This window comes from Jiangella gansuensis DSM 44835, from assembly GCF_000515395.1.
Lineage (GTDB): Bacteria > Actinomycetota > Actinomycetes > Jiangellales > Jiangellaceae > Jiangella > Jiangella gansuensis.
Genome location: NZ_KI911782.1, coordinates 498121 through 513628, shown reverse-complemented (window position 1 = coordinate 513628; position 15508 = coordinate 498121). Strand labels below are relative to the sequence as shown.

Here is a 15508-nt window from a genome sequence, read left to right as displayed (position 1 = left end):
GGTCAGCCCTTGACGCCGCTGGCGAAGCCCTTGATGACGTACTTTTGGAGCAGGAAGTAGACGAGGAGAATCGGCACGATCGCGATGCCCATGCCGGCGAAGATGATCTGCCACTGGCTGGCGAACTCACCGCGGAAGGCGAAGATGGCCACCGGCAGGGTCTGCTGCGGGCTCCCGCCGACGTAGAGCAGCGGGGTCAGGAAGTCGTTCCAGATGTTGATGGCCGACAGGATGATGACCGTGCCGGTGACCGGCCGCAGCAGCGGGAACACGATCCGCACGAACGCGGAGAGCGGGCCGGCGCCGTCGACCCGCGCCGCCTCCTCGTACTCCTTCGGCAGCGCACGCAGGAATCCCGCGTAGAGGAAGACCGCCAGCGGCAGCTGGTGCCCGACCTCGAAGATGATCAGCGAGGTGTACGTCTGCAGCAGGTTCAGGTCGCGCATCAGCTGGTACAGCGGCACCATGCCCAGCTGCAGCGGGATCATCAGGCCGAGCAGGAACAGCAGGTACAGCCCGTAGCTCAGCCGTGACCCGCGGCGGGCCAGCACGTACGCGGCCAGCGACCCGGCGGCCACCAGCATCAGCACCGACAGGCTGGCCACCACGACGGAGTTCACCATCGCGGTGCCGAGGTCGCCGCGCTCCCACGCCTCGGCGAAGTTCGACAGTGCCGGATCGGTCGGGAACGCCAGCGGCGAGCGGGCCACCTCCGCCGGCGTCTTCAGGGCCACGGACAGGAACACGTAGAACGGGAACAGGAAGATCGCCGCAACCACCAGCATGCCCAGCTCGGCGCCGATGCGCGGCAGGGTCCAGCGCCGCCGGCGGGGTCCGGGCCGCACGCCCGAGGTCGTCCCCCTCACCTCGACCGCGCTCACTGCTGCACCTCGTACCGGCGCAGTCCGCGCAGCTGGAGCAGCGCGAACGCGAAGACGATCATCGTCAGGACCAGCGCGATCGCCGTGGAGTAGCCGTAGCGGCCGGACACGAACGCCTCCTTGTACATGACCACCGACAGCGTCTCGGTCGCGTAGCCGGGGCCGCCGTTGGTCATGACGTACACCTGGTCGAAGAGCTTGAGACTGCCGATCAGCGTGAGCGACAGCGCGATGGTGGTCGCCGGGGCGAGCAGCGGCAGCGTCACGTTGCGCAGCCGCTGCCAGCGCCCGGCGCCGTCGATCGAGGCCGCCTCGTGCAGCTCCGGCGGCACGCCCTGCAGGCCGGCCAGGTAGATCACCATGGTGAGGCCGGCGTTCTGCCAGATGATCACCCCGATGACGCTGGCCAGCGCCACCGACGAGTCGCCCAGCCAGTTCTGCGTCAGCCCGCCCAGCCCGATCGAGCTGAGCGCGTCGTTCAGCGGCCCGGCTGGAGTGAGGATGTACTGCCACAGGAAGCCGATGATCACCGGTGGCAGCAGCGCCGGCGCGAAGAACATGGTGCGCAGCACGTTCCGGCTGGCCAGCGTCGAATGCAGGGCCAGCGCCAGCGCCAAGCCGATGAGCGTCTGCACCACCGTCGTGCTCACCGCGATGATCAGGGTGTTGCGCAGCGCCGAGCGGGCCGCCGGCGCGGCGAACAGCTCGGTGAAGTTGTCCAGCCCGACGAACCCCGGGGTCTCACGGCGGCCGGCCCAGTCGGTGAATGCGTACCCGGCACCGCTCAGCGTCGGCACCAGCACCACGAACGCGTAGAACACCAGCGCCGGCACCAGCAGCAGGTACGGCACATTCGGCGGTCGACGCCGGCGGCGCTGTTGCTCCGTGCCCGGCCCGCCGGTGACGGCGGACCGGGTCTGGGTGACGGTCACGAACGGCCCCGGGCGTACTCCGCGTCCATCTGGCCGAGCAGGTCGGCGGTCTCGATGGCGCCGTCGAGCCACTCTTGGCCCGACTGCAGCATGGTCTGCTGGACGTCGCCGTTGGGCCACAGGTAGTTCGCGTAGGCGACGCTGCGCCCCTCGGACAACAGCGGCTGGATCGGGTCCAGCGCGGTGTTCTCCAGGTCGACGTCGAGGGCCAGCCCCGGCAGCACACCCATCTCGTTCGCGTACTCCTCGACGTTCTCCGGCTGGGCGAGGAAGTCCAGGAACTCCATCGCCGCCTCCTGATCTCCGGCGGCGTTGACAGCCAGGAAGTCCGGCGCGACCGGCACCCGGGTGGCGCCGGCGTCGTCGGTAGCCGGCAGGGCGAACACGTCGAACGCCTCGGCGCCCTCCTCGGCGTAGCCGTACAGCTGGGGCAGGCCGGCGGAGACCATCAGCACCATCGCGGCCTCGCCGGTGGCGACCGCCTGCAGGCCCTGGTCCGGCGGGAGACCGAGCATGCCGTCGGAGAGGAAGCCGGCGTCGCGCAGGTCGGCCATCTTCGCGAACACCTCGCCCCACTCGGGGCTGGTGGCGAACGTCGTCTCACCCGCCTCCATCTGCGCGTCGATGCCCGGCTGCTCGGCATAGACCAGTGTCCCGGCCAGCGCGTAGACCCAGAACTGGAAGTAGATGCCGCCCTGGAACGGCGCCGCGATCGGGGTGACCCCGGCCGCCGCGAGCGCCTCGGACGCCGCGATCAGCTCCGTCCAGGTGGTCGGCACCTCCACCCCCGCGTCGGCGAAGACCTGCTTGTTGAACGCCATGACGATGGCGTTGCGGCTCACCGGGAAGGCCAGCACCTGGCCGTCGACCTCGGCGAGCGCACGAGTGTCGTCGGAGAGATCCGCCGTCCAGGCAGCGTCGGACAGGTCGGCCAGCTCACCCTCGGCGCCCAGCACGCCGGCGGCCACCGGGCTCGAGTTGCCCGGCGAGACGCGGATCAGGTCCGCGGCCGTCCCGGACGTCAGTTGGACCCGGAGCTGCTGGTTCAACTCGTCGGTGTTGGCCGAGGAGACGTCGACGGTGCTGTCCGTCTCCTCCTCGTAGGCCTCGACGAGCGGCGCCAGGCCGGCGTTCTGCTCGGTGTTGACGTACGCCGTGACGGTGCCGGAACCACCGCCGCCGTCTTCGGTGGAGCTGTCGTCGCTGTTGACGAATCCGCACGCGGTGAGGGAGGCGGCGAGCGTCGCCGCCAGCGTCGTCAGGGCCGCCCGCCGGGCCCGGACCGGACGGGGCCGAAGCGGACGGGTCCGGGTGTGGTCGATGGTCATGCTGACTCCTTCGTCGGCGAGGGATCGGACGGCCCGGCGGTCGCCGCGGTGCGGTCGTGACCGGCCTGAACCGGAAGAGCGTCGGGTGGCGGGGGCACGACCACGTCGCCGGGGAGGATCGCTCCATGGGCGCGTAGGTCGGCGCGGACCTGCTCGAGCGGCAGGTCCATGACATCGCTCCCGCTCGCGACGGCGCGAGCGGCGAGCACACCGGCGGACTGGCCCATCGCCATCGACGAAGCCTGGACGCGGTACGCCGACGACGCCTCCTGGTCGCCGCTGATGGCCCGGCCGGCCACGACCAGGCGGGTCGACCCGCGCGGGACCATGGCCGCACGCGGGATCGTGGGCAGGGTGCCGTACGGCAGCGGCCGGATGTCGATGCCGTCGCCGTCGGGCCGGTGCACGTCGATCGGGTAGAAGCTGTAACTCAGCGCATCCGGCCAGGCCCGGCCGGAGACGTAGTCCTGGACGGTGATGCTGGCGTGGCCGTGGATGGTCCAGCTCTCGCGGATGCCGGTCTCGGTGGCCCACGAATCGATCCGCACGGCCTCCAGGCCCGGCTGCCGGCGCAGGAACCGCAGGATGCGCAGCAGCGTGCGGCGCCCGGCCAGCTCGGCGGCGGTCTTGTCGCGGCTGGTGCCGCCCTGCACACCAGTGACGTGGATGGCGTTCTCACCCCGCACCCGCAGGAACTTCGCGACGGGGTTGTGCGCGAGGTCCGCGGGCAGCAGATCGCCACGCTGGACCGCGTCGTCGTGGGCCGCCTGGACGGCGTCGACGTCGATGGAAGCGAGGTCGTAGCCGCCCAGTCGGACCATGATGGTGCCGGGCTGGCGGCGCGCCCGCGTGTACCGCGGCAACCCGGACAGCGCGACGATGTCGGCGTCACCGGTGCAGTCGACGACGGCGCCGGCGCGCACCCGGTGCAGCCCGTCCTTCGTCGCGAGCGTCAACCGCCAGCTGTCGCCGTCCCAGCCGGCCTCGGCGACGATCGTGTGCAACAGCAGCTCCGCGCCCGAACCGACCACGACGTCGTCGAGCACCGCGGCGAGCACCGCCGGCGACACCCGCACCTGCAGGCGGTGATGCGGCAGCTCCGCCCACCGGGAGAAATCCGGCAGGGTCATCCCGGCCTCGCGGACCGACCGCGAGACGGCCTCCCAGCCGATGCCGGCGATGATCTGCTTCCCCCAGGCGTGGAACAGCCCGGGCAGTGAGACACCCGCCACCGTCGTCGTGCCGCCGAGGGCGCCGTTCTTCTCGACCAGCAGGGTGCGCGCTCCGAGCCGGGCGGCCTGCGCCGCGGCAGGTCCGCCGGCGGTGCCGCCGCCCACCACGATGACGTCGTAGTCGGTGCTCATGCGCTCACCGCACCCGGGTCGGCGCCGAGCAGCAGCGACAGCTCGCCGGCGGCGTCCACGACCTCATCGCGCAGCGTCGCGGCATGCGCCTCGGTGTGCCGGACCGCCGGGTAGCCGATGCAGACGGCCGCCACGACCCGGCCGGTGTGGTCGCGGACCGGTGCGGCGACCCCGCAAACGCCCGGCGCCTCCTCCTCGACGTTCGTGGCGTAGCCGCGCGCGGCGACGTCGTCCATCGAGTCCATCAGCTCGCCCTCGTCACGCTTTTGGGCGTCGTGCCACGGCGCCGAACGCAGCATGGTCAGCCGGTCCGGGCGCGGCATACCGGCGAACAACACCTTGCCGGCCGCCGTCCGGTACAACGGCGTCGCCGACGCGTCGACGAACCGCGCCGACGTGGGGTCGATGGTGAGCAACTGCGAGCTGACCAGCACCGCGATGTCGACGCGTCGCGAGCCGTGCAGCACGGCCAGATGCACCGTCTCATCACAGCGCTGCCACAGCGCCCGCAGCACCGGCGCGGCCGTGGCCGACAGATCGGTCTGCATGACGAACCGGCGGTTCAACTCGAAGAAGCGCGAACCCAGCAGGTAGTGCCGGCTGCCGGCGAGCTGGGCGACCAGGCCGTGCGCCACCAGCGACGCCAGCAACGTCCGCGCCGTCGATGCCGGCAACCCCACGCGCTCGGCCAGATCACGCAGGGCGACGCCGTGCGAACCGGCATCGGCCACAGCGTCGAGCAGGGCCATGGTGCGGTCGATCGCCTGGATGGCCGTGCGGGGCTCCGGACGCGGAGCGGCGGCGAGAGGCGGGACGTCGTCGTCTGGCATGCGTCGCTTCCGTTCGTCGCTGTTCGGTAATATCGAAGCTCGTTCGACATTGCGGCGAGCGTAGGACGTCGCTTGAAACGTGTCAATGCCTCCTGAGCTCTCCGACGGTCATGATCACGGCGCGTCGGTGGTCGCTATGGCAGCACGAAGCCCGCCATGATCATGCGCATCGCACCCCGGCGTCAGGCGTCGGCGGCCGCGTTGGCTTGGCGGGCCTCGAGGATCTCCGGCACCTTGTGCTCGATCCAGCCGACCAGACCGACGACGTGCTGGGTGACGTCGGACCCGAGCTCGGTGAGGCGGTACGAGACCTGCGGCGGCGTGGCCGGTGTGACCTCGCGATGGACGAAGCCGTCGGCCGCGAGTGTCCGCAGAGTCTGGGCGAGCATCTTCTGACTGACGCCGCCGATGCGCCGATGCAGCTCGCTGAAGCGCATCGAACCCTCCGCGAGGGCGGCCAGGACCAGCACGCCCCAGCGGCTCGTCACATGCTCCAGCACACCTCGCGACGGGCAGTTGATGTCGAACACGTCACTGTCGAGGAACTCCGGATGACCGATGACCTCGTGGCTCACGTCTTCCTCCGGTAGTTACCTCAAGGTACGTACTTACGCATGGTTAGCGTCCAGCGTAGCTTCGGCTCGGCTGCACGACACATCCTGACGCACGAGGAACGGAACCCTGATGATCGTTGTAACCGGCGCGACCGGACGATTCGGCTCCGTCGTCGCCCACGACCTGCTGAACCGCCGGCCGGCGAACGAGCTCGCCGTCGTCGCTCGCACCCCGGCCAGGGCAGCCGCCCTGGCCGAACGCGGGGTCGAGGTCCGGCAGGGTGACTACGACGACCCGGCCAGCCTCGAGAAGGCCTTCGCCGACGCCGACACGCTGCTGTTCGTGTCCGGGTCGGACACCACGCCGGGCGTGCGGGAGCGCCAGCACCGCGCCGTCGTCGATGCCGCGGTGGCGGCCGGCGTCGGCCACATCGTCTACACCAGCGCGATCACCGCCGAGGACGCCCAGAGCTTCCTGGCCGACCACACCACCACCGAACGCTCGATCCGCGCGGCCGGGCTCACCTACACGTTCCTGCGAAACACCTTCTACACCGAGGAACTGCTGGTCCCTCCGATGCTCGCGGCGGCCGTTGAGAACGGCGAGCTGGCCGCGCCGGCCATCGGCCATCCCCTCGTGACCGCGACCATCGCGGACCTCGCACACGCGGCGAGCACCGTGCTCACCAGCCCCGGGCACGAGAACGCCGTCTACGAGCTGCGCGGCCCCGGCTGGACGTACGCCGAGCTGGCCGACACGCTCGCCGCGGTCAGCGGCCGGCCGGTGCGCCACCGCGAGGTCGGCGACGACGAGGCCGGACCGATGGCCTTCATCCTGCCGCTGCTGCGGCTGGAACAGTTCGGCACGCCCGCTCCGGACCTGGAGCGGCTGCTCGGCCGGCCGGCGACACCGCTGGAGCAAGCCGTCCGCGCCGCGCTGGCCGGCTGACGCCCGCGGCCCGGTGATCGACAAGGCGTCATTACCCCTCTGGGGCCAGCGGCTGCCTGTCGATCACCGGGTGGCCGCGACCGGCTCCAGCAGTTCATCCGGCGGCGACGGCTCGGAGTCGTCGTCCAGTGGGTGGGCGATCTCGTCGGCGGGCAGCTTCGCCCACACGACCGCCACCACCGCGACGACCACCGGCACCAGCCCGGCGATGAGGAACGTGGTGCGCAGCCCGAGCGCCTCGGAGACCGGCCCGGCCAGCGCCATGGACACCGGCATCAGCGAGATCGAGACGAAGAAGTCGAGGCTGGCCACCCGGCCGAGCAGCGCCGGCGGCACCCGGCGCTGCAGCAGCGTGCCCCAGATGACCATGGGCGCGGAGAACAGCACACCCAACACGAACGCCGACGCGATGACCACCCAGATGGCGTCCGCGACACCGATGACGACCAGCGGCAGGCAGCCCACGCCCCACATGAGGTTCATGAGCGTCAGGTAGCGGCGCGGCATCTTCTTCAGCGACGCCATGGCGAGCGATCCGACGGCACCACCGATGCCGAACGCGCCCATGACCCATGCGTGGTCACCCGGGCCGCCGCCCAGCCGGTCCTTGAGCAGGAACGGGATGAGCACCTCGAGCGGGCCCATCATGACCAGGATCATCACGCTGGCGAACAGCAGCGTGGCCAGCAGCCACGGTGTGCGCCACATGTAGACGAAGCCTTCGCGCACGTCGGCCAGCGCGGTGCGCACCGGATGCGCGGCGGCATCGTCGCTCAGCTCGCGGCGGACCGGCGTCTTGGGCACGGCGGTGAGCGCGAGCAGGCCAAGCGCGGCGGCGGTGGCGGCGACTCCCACGGCGGCACCGGGGTTGACCGCCGCCACGACCGCGCCGGCGACAGCCGGGCCGAGCGCCTGCCCGATGGCCGGCCTGACCATGCCCTCGAACCCGTTCACCGCCATCAGGTCCGAGGCCGGGACCAGCGCCGGCAGCCACGCGGAGTATGCCGGGAAGTAGAACGCCAGGCCCGCGCCGGTGACGAACGCGACGACGGCCAGGTGCCAGAGCTGGGTGGCGCCGGTGAGCGACAGCGCGGCGACCACGGACATACCGCACAGCTCGACCGTCGCGACACACAGCAGGATGGACTTCTGCGGCACCCGGTCGGCCACGACGCCGGCCAGCAGCGCCGGCAGCAGCACGCCGACGGCGGACGCCGTCGTGACGACGGACAGCTGCGCCGGCCCGCCGCCGATGCGGATGACCTCCCAGACCTGAGCCACGATCCACACGCCCGAGGCGAAGCTGGACAACACCAGCGCCAGCGCCAGTCGCCGGTAGGCCGCGGTGCGGAACGGCGTCAGCGCCCGGGGCAGCGAACGGCCACGGCGGCCACCGGCGGGTGTCTCGGTCATGCCTCACGTCCTTTCGAGAGGTGATTCTGCCCGTGTGGACCGACAAAGTCGCCGGAATTCATCGCGACCCGCTTCGCCGTGCTTCGATGGGGGCGATGCTGCGCTTCGCGACGTTCAACATCCGCAACGGCTGGGGTCTGGACTGGCTGAACTCCTGGCCGTTCCGTCGCGGCGCCACGGCCGCTGCCATCGAGGCCCTGCACGCGGACGTGATCGGCCTTCAGGAGGTCTTCGACTTCCAGCGCCGCTACCTCGGCCGCCGCCTCCCGGGCCGCCGCTGGCACGGTCAGGGCCGCGAGGGAGGCCGGGCCGGTGAGCAGTGCCCGCTGGTGGTGGCGGCGCCACGGCTGACCGTGCTCGACCACCGCACCGCCTGGTTCGGGCCGGCCCCCGCCATTCCCGGCAGCCGGCTGCCGGGTGCGTCGTTCCCGCGCATCGTCACGTTGCTGCGCTGCCGTGACGAGCACAGCGGACGAGAGTTCGCCGTCGCCAACACCCACCTCGACGAGCACCTCCACGCCAACCGCATCGCCAGTGCCGAACAGCTCGCCGGCTGGATGGACCTCGATGTCCCGGCCGTCGTCCTCGGCGACTTCAACACAACGCCGGGCTCGGCCGACGTGTTCGAACCGCTCGCCGCCGTGGGGCTGCGCCGGGTGCCGATCGAGGGCGGCACCTCGCACGGCTTCACCGGCCGGCACGACGGCCGGCGCATCGACCACATCCTGGTCAGCCCGCACTGGACGGTCGCGGACGCCGCGGTCGCCTACGAGCGGCCCGGTGGCCGGCTGCCGTCCGACCACTGGCCGGTGGTCGCCACCCTGCGGCTGTGACCTCGGCGGGAAAGACGGTGTCGGACCCGCCGCTTACCGTTCCCGCATGACCGAGCCGCAGTACCTCACCGCCACCCGGGCCGCCTACGACACCGTCGCTGCCGACTACGCCGATCTGCTGCGTGACGAGCTGGCCGGCAAGCCGTTCGACCGGGCCATGCTGGCTGCGTTCGCCGAACTGGTGCGCTCCGACGGTACGGCCAGGCCGGTCGCCGACGTGGGGTGTGGTCCGGGCCGGGTCACGGCGCACCTGGACGGGCTCGGCCTGACGGCGTTCGGCGTCGACCTGTCACCCGGCATGATCGAGCAGGCCCGTCGCGACCGCCCAGGCCTGGACTTCACTGTCGGCGCCATGACCGACCTGGCCATCGCCGACGGCGCCCTCGGCGGCCTGGTCGCGTGGTACTCCGTCATCCACACCCCGCCGGAGCTGCTGCCGGAGGTGTTCGCGGAGTTCGCTCGGGTGCTCGCTCCCGGCGGTCATCTGCTGCTGGCGTTCCAGACGGGCAACGAGAAGCGGCACATCCAGCAGGGCTACGGTCACGACGGTCTCGCGCTCGACGCCTACCGGCTGTCACCCGACGCCGTCGCCGGTCTGCTCGCCGATGCCGGGACACCGGTGTTCGCCACCCTGGTGCGCGAGCCCGAAGGCCGGGAGCCGACGCCGCAGGCCTATCTGCTGGCTCGCAAGGGCGGCTCGGCCGCGGGCACGTCGTAGCCGCGCTCCCACAGCCGCTTGCCGAACGTCCGCCAGCACGCCCACAGGAACACGGCGAGGAGCACCGCGCCGATGACCGTGCGCACCAGCACCTCCGCCAGGCCGGCGTCGGAGATGTCGTTGCCGCCGATGTACTCCGGCCCACCCCAGAACGGCTCGAACGGCGTCCGCGCGTCGAACCTGGCGTAGAGGAACCAGGTAATCATGCGGCCCACGCCGTAGAAGAGCAGGCCTTGGTAGAGCAGCAGCAACGCGCGTTCGGGCAGCCGGAAGGTGCGGTGCAGCCAACTCCAGACGCGCGGGTCGGCGGGGATCACCACGTCGCGGAAGTACGCCGGCGTCAACGTCCGCCACGCGAACATCAGCATCATGACCAGCCAGAACAGATCCCAGACCCCACCGAGGCTGCTGTAGTAGGCCGCCGCGTCACCGTAGCGTCCCTCGACGGCGGCGTGTTTCCACATGCTGATGGTGATCGGCTCGGTGGAGAACGGGAAGAACAGCATCACGCCGGCGGTGTCGGCGATGTCGGTCAACACGTGCGCCCAGTGCCCGATCAGGATGCCCAACGCCCACCCGCGGCTGCGGGTCAATGCCAGCACGAGCGCCGCCAGGATCGCCCCGAACAGCAGCGAGTGGGTGAAGCCGACGCCCGGCCAGCCGCGGTGGAAGTGCGCGGTGTCGTCGGCGGCGTAGACCAACGACTTCGTCAGCGCGTCGGGCAGCTGGGTGCCGATGACGACAGCCAGGAACGACGCCTTCGTGCCGACGTGCTTCTGGATGAAGTAGAGCTCGAACTCGTGCGCCGCCCAGCTCACGTCGGCCGCCCCGCACGCGAGCTCGGCCGCAGCCGGTTCCATGCCGCCCGCGCAACGGTCGGCACCACGTACAGGACGACCAGCAGGAACAGCGGGCCGAGCGTCCAGTTCATCAACACCGGCTTGTAGAAGTAACCGGCGGCGACATACGTGACCAGCGCGAACGCGTACCAGGCCAGGCCGAGGGACTCGGGTGGCCGACGGCCGGCGGGCTCGGTCTCAGCTGACAACGCCGACGGCCCCGGTCGGCCGGCCGTAGGGAACGGCGGACGGATCCCGCAGCGGCGGCGCACCCAGCACGTCGGCGGGCTCGTGGCCGATCTCGGTCAGGAACGCGGCGTTCTCGCGGTACGCGTCGCGGCGCCGATCGTGCGCGTCCCGGCCGGCGGCCCGGTCGCGCAGGCGGTTCCACCCGGATCTGGCGAGCAGCGCGGCCACTGCGCTCTGTGCGACGAGCGCGTCGACCTGGGTGAAGCAGCCGGTGCACATGGCGTCGTACCCTACACGGCCGCAGCCGGGCGTCAGCGCCGTTGGGCCGCCGGCGCGCACTGCCCGTGATCGTCGGTAGCGCAGGTCCACCTGGAGGTCTCCTCCCGCTTCACCAGGCAGGCATTCGTGGTGGAGCGGGAACACCCATGCCGGACGTGATCATTTGGAGGAGGCTGCGCTACTGGCAGGTGTGGCAGGTGCCGGACAGCGCGATGTGTGGCGGGTCGAGGGCGAAGTCGCGTTCCTCGGCCAGCCGGCGGGTGATGGGGTCGAGCAGGTCGCTGGGCAGGTCGATGATGCGGCCGCAGACCCGGCAGCTGGCGTGCAGGTGGTGGTGCCCAGTGGCGTCGCCGGCCAGGTGGTACGTGGTCGCGTTGCCGGCCAGGTGCACCTGCGTGACCACGCCCAGCGCGGCGAGCGTCTCCAACGTCCGGTAGACGGTAGCGCGGTGCACCGTCGGGTGCAGGGTGCGCACCTGCTCGGACAGCTGCTCCGCGCTGGGGTGGCCGTCGATGGTGGCGAGGGTCTCAATGACGGCGTGCCGGGCACCGGTGATGCGATGGCCGCCGGAGCGCAGCATCGTCAGCGCGCGCTCCACCGCGGGGTGGCTCGCGTCCGCCCGGTCGTCCTGTGTCCCGGCCTCGACACTCATGCCCCCTAGTGTCACTGCCGTGCCGGCGAACCGCCAGCCGCGGCCAGCAGTGTCAGGAGGCAGTGCGCTCCGCGAGCAGCTTCTCGACGCCGTCGAGGATGATGCGCAGGCCGAACTCGCGGTCGGCACCGGCCAGCAGGTCACCGTCGCCGTCGGCCAGCTCCATCAGGGCTGGGAAGCGGTCGCCGTACTCGCGCAGGATGGCGGCCTGCTGCGTGCTGGCCCATGGCTGGGTTCCGGCGGTGGCCGTGGACAACGTGGTGCGGATGTGCCCACCGAGTAGCCGGGCCAGGCCCGTACGCTCCGCCGGGAGCAGACCGGAATCGCGCAGGATGGCTTGGGCGGCTTCGGTCCATCCGACCTCGTTGGGTCCCATGACCCGGTCGCCCATGGTGGCCCACGGCAGCCAGGGATGCGCTTCCCACGTCTCTGCGAGCAGCCGCACCCACGCCTCGATACGCGCCCGCCAGCCGGTGTCGGAGCCGGCCATGGTGGCGGGGTCGGGCGGTGCGCCGACAGCCACGTCGATCATGGCCGCGACCAGCTCGTCCTTGCCCGCGACATAGCGGTAGAGCGACATCTTGGTGAAGTCGAGCTCCTGCGCGACCCGCTGCATCGAGACCGCGCCGATGCCCTCGGCGTCGGCGACCTGGACCGCCGTCCGGGCGATGCGCTCCAGGCTGAGCAGCGGTTTCGGCCCTCGCGTCGGCCCTTCTCGCAAGCCCCACAGCAGCGCGATCGTGCCGTCCTTCGCCAGTTCGGAGTCCGTCACATGTGCCCTCTCGTCGTCCGGTGACAAAACTCTACCAAAATTGAGTCTTGCAGAAACAGTATCTGTAGGACACAGCTATCACCGTCGGAAACAGTGGACCGACCGAAACCGCGACCAGGAGGCTTCACATGTCCCGCACGCTGTTCCTCAACCTGACGACCAAGGACGTCAGCAGGGCGTCCGACTTCTACACCGCGCTGGGCTTCGAACTGGTCCCGGACTTCACCAACGAGCAGGCGGCCTGCGTCAAGATCAATGACCAGCTCTTCGCGATGCTCGTCTCCGAGAGCTTCTTCTCGACCATCGTCACCGACCACATCGCCTGGACCGGTACCGGCGCCGCATACGCGCTGTCGGCCGAGAGCCGCGAGGAGGTCGACGAGCTGGTCCAGAAGGCACTGGCCACCGGCGGGCAGAAGGCCAAGGACCCGCAGGACGAGGGCTTCATGTACGGCTGGAGCTTCCTCGACCCCGACGGCCATCACTGGGAGGTCATGTGGATGGACCCGAACGCTGGGGCGGCCTGACCTTCCACGTCGCGCGCACAGACCGCGGCCGCGGCGGACCGGGATCGCGCCGCGCGATCAGTCCGCCACGGCCAGGTCGGCGACCACACCGAAGTGGTCGCTGCGCCACACATCGCCGACCGGCCGGTCGAAAAGGCGACAGCACGACGCGATCCGCAGAGCCGGACCGCTCCACCCGGGCGGTGCCGTCCAGCACGGTCTCCTGCAGAGCGACCAGGTCGGCGTCCAGGGCCCGGAACCCGTCGCGGAGCACTTCGCGACGCCGTCGCCAGTCGCCGTCCCGGCCCCAGATGTTCAGCGTGGCCACCCGGATCGCCATCAGCTCACTCCCAGTTCGTCCCGCGCGGGGGTCCGGCTCACGCTCCGGCCCCGCCGCCGCACCGCCGCCGCGAACCGGACCGCGTCGCGCACCGCGGCACCGCCCGGGTCGTTGTTGAAGTACACGAACACGTCCTGCGATTCCGGCCAGGTGTCGGCGAGCCGGCCGGCCCAGCTGCGCAACGCCTGGTCGCCGTACGACGGCCACGGTTGGGCCGCGCCGTGGTGCAGGCGCAGGTACCCCCAGTCCGCGGTGCGCCACAGCGGCGCGACCGGGCGGCTGTTGCGGTCCGCCCAGCACAGTGCCGCGCCGTGGGCCGTCAGCAGTTCGCGAACCTCGTCGGTCCACCACGAGTCGTGCCGGGGCTCCACCGCCACACGGACCCCGGGCGGGAACAGGCGCAGGCACGCCGCCAGCCGGTCCGGCTCGGCCCGCAGGTTCGGCGGCAGCTGCACCAGCACCGGACCGAGCCGGTCGCCCAGCCCTTCCGCGACACCCGCGAAACGACGCACCGGCTCCTCGGCGTCCTGCAGCCGCTTGATGTGGGTGAGATACCGGCTGGTCTTGACCGCCATGACGAATCCGTCCGGCGTCCGCTTCTGCCACGACTCGAACGTCTCACGCTTCGGCAGCCGGTAGAACGCGCTGTTGTTCTCCACGGTCGCGAACGCCTCGACGTAGCGCTCCAGCCAGGCCCGCTGCGGCAGCTTCGAGTCGTAGAGCACGCCACGCCACGAGTCGTACTGCCATCCCGAGGTCCCCACCAGCACCGACATACCCGGTTCGTGCCCCATCCCCGGCGATTCGAACGTCCCGTCAACCCGGCGGTGGCGTCTCCCTCCAAGCGCACGTGGACTCACACTAAGCGCGGATGAGCCTATAATGAGCGCACATCAGCATGGAGCGTGCACATGGACTGGACCGAACCAGCACGTGTGGTCATGTCACACGGGACGGCAGCTGTCTTGAGGGTGCTAGCCGGGGCGGATGGGCCGTTCAGCATCCGCGAACTCGCCGGCCTGGCCAACGTATCGCCCACCCGTGCCCGCCAGGCCGTCGACCGCCTGGCGGACCACGGACTCATCCACGTCGACCAACGCGTTGGGTCTCGGCACGTGCGGCTCAACCACGAGCATCTGGCGGCGGAGCCGGCGATCGCCCTTGCGACCCTCCGATCGACGTTGCTGGACCGTCTCAGGCGCGAAACCGCCGGCTGGCCGTTGACCGCCCTCCACGTTTCCGTGTTCGGTTCTGCCGCCCGCGGCGATGGCGGCACCGCTTCCGACCTGGACATCCTGGTCGTCCAGCCGCCTTTCCCGACACCAGATCATCGCGAGCGTTGGGATGACCAACTCGCCGGGTCCGGTTCGGCCATCCACCGATGGACCGGCAACTGGGTCAGCTGGTTCGAACTCGACGAAGGAGATCTCCACCGGATGACCTCGACCGACGAACCGATCGTCGAGGAATGGCGCCGAGACGGCATCACCCTGTTCGGGCCGTCCGTCCACTCCCTCCTGCGGGGCCGTCGTGACTCCGCGTGATCGCCCGGGAAGCCGGGCCATGGCGCTGACCCGCTCGTCGATCGCTCGCGAATATCTACAGCTGGCTGAGCTAGCGGCCGGCGAAGGCAGGAAGCCGGCGAACAACGCCGCCGCCGGCAACGCGGTACTGGCCGCGGTCGCGGCAGCCGATGCCATCTGCTGTTTGCGACTAGGGGGTGTCTCGTGGATCTTGGTGGATGCGGGCGGCGTCCAGGCGTCGGTCCAGCAAGGCGGAGGAGGAGGTCGATGCGGAGCCATCGAACGACGACGACAACGCAGCTGGTCGGCGTCTGGGCGTCGATCCGCGCCGCCGAAGATCCACGAGACACCCCCTAGGCCTCTACCATGCCGGCGAAGACCACCGAGCTGCCGTCAAGCTCCTCGAACGAGTCAGGCCCGACGGAACCGAGCTCGCGAGGCAGCTCGCCAAGGTGCTCGCGGTCGAGGATCAGGCCCACCACTCCGCTGACGTGCTCGTAGCGTCGCGGCTGACCAGCGTGCTTCGCTGTGCATCGAGGCTCGTCGAGCACGCCGAGTTGCTCCTGGCGGCGAGCCGATGAACCCGGAGACACCGATGAGGAATCT

19 protein-coding genes are annotated in these 15508 nt (G+C 70.8%); 6 read left to right on the top strand and 13 right to left on the bottom strand.

Going from position 1 to position 15508, the window contains the following annotated elements; genetic code table 11:
* Window positions 1-2: 2 nt before the first annotated feature.
* The 6 genes from JIAGA_RS0102605 to JIAGA_RS0102580 form a co-directional block, all read right to left on the bottom strand.
* Window positions 3-881, bottom strand: a complete 879-nt coding sequence (locus JIAGA_RS0102605) for a carbohydrate ABC transporter permease (protein WP_211239481.1) — start codon at window positions 879-881, stop codon at window positions 3-5.
* Window positions 878-1813 (bottom strand): carbohydrate ABC transporter permease, encoded by a 936-nt coding sequence (locus tag JIAGA_RS27105; protein WP_051425599.1) that lies wholly within the window; start codon window positions 1811-1813, stop codon window positions 878-880. Before JIAGA_RS27105 ends, JIAGA_RS0102605 begins: the two co-directional genes overlap by 4 nt.
* Window positions 1810-3141: an ABC transporter substrate-binding protein gene (locus JIAGA_RS0102595; RefSeq protein ID WP_026874464.1), complete on the bottom strand. Its 1332-nt coding sequence runs from the start codon at window positions 3139-3141 to the stop codon at window positions 1810-1812. Before JIAGA_RS0102595 ends, JIAGA_RS27105 begins: the two co-directional genes overlap by 4 nt.
* Complete coding sequence (locus JIAGA_RS27100; RefSeq protein ID WP_084469413.1) at window positions 3138-4505, bottom strand: FAD-dependent oxidoreductase; 1368 nt, start codon at window positions 4503-4505, stop codon at window positions 3138-3140. The genes JIAGA_RS0102595 and JIAGA_RS27100 overlap by 4 nt, the downstream gene beginning before the upstream one ends.
* Complete coding sequence (locus JIAGA_RS0102585) at window positions 4502-5335, bottom strand: IclR family transcriptional regulator (protein ID WP_026874463.1); 834 nt, start codon at window positions 5333-5335, stop codon at window positions 4502-4504. The genes JIAGA_RS27100 and JIAGA_RS0102585 overlap by 4 nt, the downstream gene beginning before the upstream one ends.
* A 182-nt stretch (window positions 5336-5517) precedes the next feature.
* Window positions 5518-5910 carry a winged helix-turn-helix transcriptional regulator gene (locus JIAGA_RS0102580; protein ID WP_084469412.1) on the bottom strand — a complete coding sequence of 131 codons (393 nt, stop codon included), beginning with the start codon at window positions 5908-5910 and terminating at the stop codon, window positions 5518-5520.
* Between the two features lie 109 nt (window positions 5911-6019).
* On the opposite strand from JIAGA_RS0102580, the gene JIAGA_RS0102575 reads away from it, so the two are divergent.
* Complete coding sequence (locus tag JIAGA_RS0102575; RefSeq protein ID WP_026874461.1) at window positions 6020-6838, top strand: NAD(P)H-binding protein; 819 nt, start codon at window positions 6020-6022, stop codon at window positions 6836-6838.
* Window positions 6839-6901: 63 nt separating this feature from the next.
* On the opposite strand, the gene JIAGA_RS27095 is transcribed toward JIAGA_RS0102575, so the two are convergent.
* Window positions 6902-8251, bottom strand: coding sequence for an MFS transporter (locus tag JIAGA_RS27095; RefSeq protein WP_051425597.1), 1350 nt, complete (start codon window positions 8249-8251; stop codon window positions 6902-6904).
* 95 nt (window positions 8252-8346) lie between these two features.
* Here JIAGA_RS27095 and JIAGA_RS0102565 point away from each other — a divergent pair, with 95 nt between their 5' ends.
* Together JIAGA_RS0102565 and JIAGA_RS0102560 are read left to right on the top strand one after the other, a co-directional pair.
* The gene (locus JIAGA_RS0102565) at window positions 8347-9084 is read left to right on the top strand and encodes an endonuclease/exonuclease/phosphatase family protein (protein ID WP_169738802.1); all 738 of its coding nucleotides are present in this window, start codon (window positions 8347-8349) and stop codon (window positions 9082-9084) included.
* 46 nt (window positions 9085-9130) lie between these two features.
* A complete protein-coding gene (locus JIAGA_RS0102560; RefSeq protein WP_026874459.1) occupies window positions 9131-9802 on the top strand; it encodes a class I SAM-dependent DNA methyltransferase in 672 nt (223 codons plus the stop codon).
* On the opposite strand, the gene JIAGA_RS27090 is transcribed toward JIAGA_RS0102560, so the two are convergent.
* The 5 genes from JIAGA_RS27090 to JIAGA_RS0102535 all read right to left on the bottom strand — a co-directional run bounded on the left by JIAGA_RS27090 (window position 9757) and on the right by JIAGA_RS0102535 (window position 12533).
* The gene (locus tag JIAGA_RS27090) at window positions 9757-10620 is read right to left on the bottom strand and encodes a metal-dependent hydrolase (protein ID WP_211239480.1); all 864 of its coding nucleotides are present in this window, start codon (window positions 10618-10620) and stop codon (window positions 9757-9759) included. The genes JIAGA_RS0102560 and JIAGA_RS27090 overlap by 46 nt on opposite strands.
* Complete coding sequence (locus JIAGA_RS0102550) at window positions 10617-10850, bottom strand: hypothetical protein (protein ID WP_026874458.1); 234 nt, start codon at window positions 10848-10850, stop codon at window positions 10617-10619. The genes JIAGA_RS27090 and JIAGA_RS0102550 overlap by 4 nt, the downstream gene beginning before the upstream one ends.
* Window positions 10840-11109: a hypothetical protein gene (locus JIAGA_RS0102545; RefSeq protein WP_026874457.1), complete on the bottom strand. Its 270-nt coding sequence runs from the start codon at window positions 11107-11109 to the stop codon at window positions 10840-10842. Before JIAGA_RS0102545 ends, JIAGA_RS0102550 begins: the two co-directional genes overlap by 11 nt.
* 178 nt (window positions 11110-11287) lie before the next feature.
* On the bottom strand, window positions 11288-11761 hold the full coding sequence (locus JIAGA_RS0102540) for a Fur family transcriptional regulator (protein WP_026874456.1): 474 nt from the start codon (window positions 11759-11761) through the stop codon (window positions 11288-11290).
* A 52-nt stretch (window positions 11762-11813) separates the two neighbouring features.
* Window positions 11814-12533, bottom strand: a complete 720-nt coding sequence (locus JIAGA_RS0102535) for a TetR/AcrR family transcriptional regulator (protein WP_026874455.1) — start codon at window positions 12531-12533, stop codon at window positions 11814-11816.
* A 128-nt stretch (window positions 12534-12661) separates the two neighbouring features.
* Here JIAGA_RS0102535 and JIAGA_RS0102530 point away from each other — a divergent pair, with 128 nt between their 5' ends.
* Entirely contained in the window at window positions 12662-13060 is a 399-nt protein-coding gene (locus tag JIAGA_RS0102530; protein WP_026874454.1) for a VOC family protein, read from the top strand.
* Between the two features lie 318 nt (window positions 13061-13378).
* Here the strand turns inward: JIAGA_RS0102530 and JIAGA_RS0102525 are convergent, their stop codons facing one another.
* The gene (locus tag JIAGA_RS0102525) at window positions 13379-14155 is read right to left on the bottom strand and encodes a DUF72 domain-containing protein (RefSeq protein ID WP_026874453.1); all 777 of its coding nucleotides are present in this window, start codon (window positions 14153-14155) and stop codon (window positions 13379-13381) included.
* A 339-nt stretch (window positions 14156-14494) separates the two neighbouring features.
* Here JIAGA_RS0102525 and JIAGA_RS32700 point away from each other — a divergent pair, with 339 nt between their 5' ends.
* On the top strand, window positions 14495-14923 hold the full coding sequence (locus tag JIAGA_RS32700) for a nucleotidyltransferase family protein (RefSeq protein WP_245597102.1): 429 nt from the start codon (window positions 14495-14497) through the stop codon (window positions 14921-14923).
* Window positions 14924-15120: 197 nt separating this feature from the next.
* Window positions 15121-15483, top strand: a complete 363-nt coding sequence (locus tag JIAGA_RS34230; RefSeq protein ID WP_157552600.1) for a hypothetical protein — start codon at window positions 15121-15123, stop codon at window positions 15481-15483.
* Window positions 15484-15508: the final 25 nt, after the last annotated feature.

What these genes read in the sequence shown, in the direction of transcription:
- JIAGA_RS0102540 (WP_026874456.1), bottom strand. Translation starts at nt 11,761, where the DNA reads ATGAGTGTCGAGGCCGGGACACAGGACGACCGGGCGGACGCGAGCCAC.
- JIAGA_RS0102595 (WP_026874464.1), bottom strand. Translation starts at nt 3,141, where the DNA reads ATGACCATCGACCACACCCGGACCCGTCCGCTTCGGCCCCGTCCGGTC.
- JIAGA_RS0102525 (WP_026874453.1), bottom strand. Translation starts at nt 14,155, where the DNA reads ATGTCGGTGCTGGTGGGGACCTCGGGATGGCAGTACGACTCGTGGCGT.
- JIAGA_RS0102585 (WP_026874463.1), bottom strand. Translation starts at nt 5,335, where the DNA reads ATGCCAGACGACGACGTCCCGCCTCTCGCCGCCGCTCCGCGTCCGGAG.
- JIAGA_RS0102560 (WP_026874459.1), top strand. Translation starts at nt 9,131, where the DNA reads ATGACCGAGCCGCAGTACCTCACCGCCACCCGGGCCGCCTACGACACC.
- JIAGA_RS34230 (WP_157552600.1), top strand. Translation starts at nt 15,121, where the DNA reads ATGCGGGCGGCGTCCAGGCGTCGGTCCAGCAAGGCGGAGGAGGAGGTC.
- JIAGA_RS27100 (WP_084469413.1), bottom strand. Translation starts at nt 4,505, where the DNA reads ATGAGCACCGACTACGACGTCATCGTGGTGGGCGGCGGCACCGCCGGC.
- JIAGA_RS27095 (WP_051425597.1), bottom strand. Translation starts at nt 8,251, where the DNA reads ATGACCGAGACACCCGCCGGTGGCCGCCGTGGCCGTTCGCTGCCCCGG.
- JIAGA_RS0102565 (WP_169738802.1), top strand. Translation starts at nt 8,347, where the DNA reads ATGCTGCGCTTCGCGACGTTCAACATCCGCAACGGCTGGGGTCTGGAC.
- JIAGA_RS0102530 (WP_026874454.1), top strand. Translation starts at nt 12,662, where the DNA reads ATGTCCCGCACGCTGTTCCTCAACCTGACGACCAAGGACGTCAGCAGG.
- JIAGA_RS0102575 (WP_026874461.1), top strand. Translation starts at nt 6,020, where the DNA reads ATGATCGTTGTAACCGGCGCGACCGGACGATTCGGCTCCGTCGTCGCC.
- JIAGA_RS0102545 (WP_026874457.1), bottom strand. Translation starts at nt 11,109, where the DNA reads ATGTGCACCGGCTGCTTCACCCAGGTCGACGCGCTCGTCGCACAGAGC.